The following is a 2,405-nucleotide window of genomic DNA, read 5'->3' on the forward strand; positions in this document are numbered from 1 at the left end:
ACTTAAAGTACCACAAACCTTGCGGTTTTTTTGTTGCACTCCGTATCCAACCTCACTTTCATCCCATGCCTAAAGGCAATGGGCTTTCCCGTTCGGGAAGGGCTGTAACAACGGTCTATTTTAGTCCAGAGCACTTAAGTCACACGGTTTGGCCTACTTTAAGTATGTGGAAAATTATTCGATTTCCTTTTATAGAACGCTTTGAATTCATAGGAATTGCAACGTGGATTATGATTCTTTTACCGAATATATGTCTTAGTTGCTGGGCTGCGAGTCGGGGATTAAAAGACTTATGTGGTTTACGACAAAAATCACTGCTTCCTTGTCTCCTAAGCATCCTCTTTTTGATGATAGTTTTTATATCCGGTCGGTATGCGACAGCATCTTTGAACCGAATTATTTCAAGTATTGGTTTTTACATTGTTGTTGTTTACATACCCATATTGTTTGTTGTCTATCATATTCGAAATCGAATGGGGAAATAAGGATGAAAATAAGGTTCATTATCTTTCTATGTATTATGATGCTGTTAGTATTTATTTTTGGTCGTGTTCCCAAGGAAGTACTGGATGATATTCAGCTTGCAAAAGGAGTTGGTTATGATTCATCAAGTACAAAAAATCAAATGCAAGTTTCAGGAGTCTATGCTGTATACAACCCTGATAAAACCATTACCAATAAGGTCTTGACTACAACATCCTCATTGAGTAAGGAAAGCCTGGAAAAGCAGAATGAACAATCTGATGAACCGATTGCAAATGGGAAATTGGAAGTGGCTTTATTTGGACATGAGCTTTCTAAAAAAGGAATTTCTACAATCATTGATACGTTTCATCGGGATGCCAATGTTAGTTCACGGTTATTACTAGCAATTGTAGATGGGAAAGCAAAGAATGTGCTAGAAAAGAAATATGGAAATAAGGATACAGGGAGTTTTCTAGCCAATTTATTAGAACATAACATGGCACAGGGACTATTACCCAAGAATAATCTTCACCTATTTTTAACATCCTATTTTTCAAAACTGAAAGATCCTGTTTTACCGCTACTAAAATTAGAAGGAAAATATATACGAATTGAAGGAATTGCTCTATTCAAGAAAGGCCGATACGTAAAAAAAATTCATCGAGACAATCTATTCATTTTCAAAGCTTTACGAGAAAGAGTAAAACTAGGGCATGTAAAAGTAAAAATAAGCAAGGATGTAGACGTTTCTGTACAAAGTGTGGTTACTCATCGGAAATTTCTTATACGAACTTTTACGCCGGATCCACAAATTACCCTTCGTTTAAAGGTAAAGGGACTTGTACGTGAATTTCAAGGAAAAAGAATCTCACAAGATATTATACAGATAACAGAAAAAGCAATGAAGCACTCGCTAGAAAAACAAGGAGATGCAATCATTAAGGAATGTCAAGAACTTCATATTGATCCTGTTGGGATTGGAAATGAAGCAAGGAGTCGTATCAGACATTTTAATATAAAAAGATGGGAGAAGCAGTATCCCAAGTTAAAAGTAAAAGTAATAGTAGAGCCAAACATAACAGAATATGGTGTTGTAGATGGTAATACGAGTAGGCCTGGTATCGGGCATAAATAAAAAAATGTTCTGTGCGGAGTTTGTTATGAAACGAACCCATTTGTACATGAATCTCGAATTTTTACATTGAAGTTATTTGTTCTCAATGAGTTAAAAAATCATTAATTGGAATAATTTTCAGAAAAAAACCTCTTGAAATCTGATTTACTTTCGTGCATTATATTTTATGTAAGTAACTTATAAATACATAGGGGAAAAGGGAGAATAGTATCATGTAAGACATAATGAAAAGGCTATTCTAAAAGAAACGGTAGGTTTAGTTATTAGCTGTTATTGTAGTGAGTGTTATCGCCAGGGAAGATACTGATCAGAGAAATAAGAAGACTGAAAAATCTGCTAATTATCGTGTGAAAAATATAACACCAGTGCAGTCTGATTTTATCGTGGATAATTATACAAACTAATTGGTACACATAGAAAGAGAAAAAATTATGGATGCGAATGCTAATCAATAATAAGAGTAAAAGGCAATCCCATTTTGTCTTAAAATGAGGGGATAGTAAAATGAGTTTGGGTACATTAGAGGTTAGAGTCGTGTTCAAAGCAGAAATGAAAAAGATATACAACGGAAAGATTAAAAACATAATTCCATTGGATATACAGTTAAAAGATAGTTTCATTTCAATACAGATATACGGGATTTGGAAACATATTTCTACTGAAACAATTAGTGCCATGTGGATGGCGAAAAACTAAGGACAGCTAAAGGCTGTTCTTTCTATATTTATATAGGGAGAATTCCTGTTTGAAGGTTTTCGGTGGGCTTGCATGTGAAAGAGCCTCTTGGTATGATGCGGGGTGTCAA

Annotated in this window: 3 protein-coding genes; all 3 read left to right on the forward strand. The window is 34.8% G+C overall.

Features of this window, described 5'->3' with window-relative positions; translation table 11 throughout:
• The coding region (locus ACQRBL_RS32085) for a GerAB/ArcD/ProY family transporter (RefSeq protein WP_427736392.1) at nucleotides 1–485 on the forward strand (485 nt) is incomplete at its 5' end.
• Between the two features lie 2 nt (nucleotides 486–487).
• On the forward strand, nucleotides 488–1,600 hold the full coding sequence (locus ACQRBL_RS32090; RefSeq protein WP_000701946.1) for a Ger(x)C family spore germination protein: 1,113 nt from the start codon (nucleotides 488–490) through the stop codon (nucleotides 1,598–1,600).
• Nucleotides 1,601–2,104: 504 nt separating this feature from the next.
• Nucleotides 2,105–2,296, forward strand: a complete 192-nt coding sequence (locus ACQRBL_RS32095) for a hypothetical protein (protein ID WP_000052058.1) — start codon at nucleotides 2,105–2,107, stop codon at nucleotides 2,294–2,296.
• Nucleotides 2,297–2,405: the final 109 nt, after the last annotated feature.

Source organism: Bacillus sp. AF62, from assembly GCF_050312695.1.
Taxonomy (GTDB): Bacteria; Bacillota; Bacilli; order Bacillales; family Bacillaceae_G; genus Bacillus_A; species Bacillus_A cereus.

Coding starts and splice junctions, on each gene's coding strand:
- ACQRBL_RS32090 (WP_000701946.1), top strand. CDS start 488: ATGAAAATAAGGTTCATTATCTTTCTATGTATTATGATGCTGTTAGTA.
- ACQRBL_RS32095 (WP_000052058.1), top strand. CDS start 2,105: ATGAGTTTGGGTACATTAGAGGTTAGAGTCGTGTTCAAAGCAGAAATG.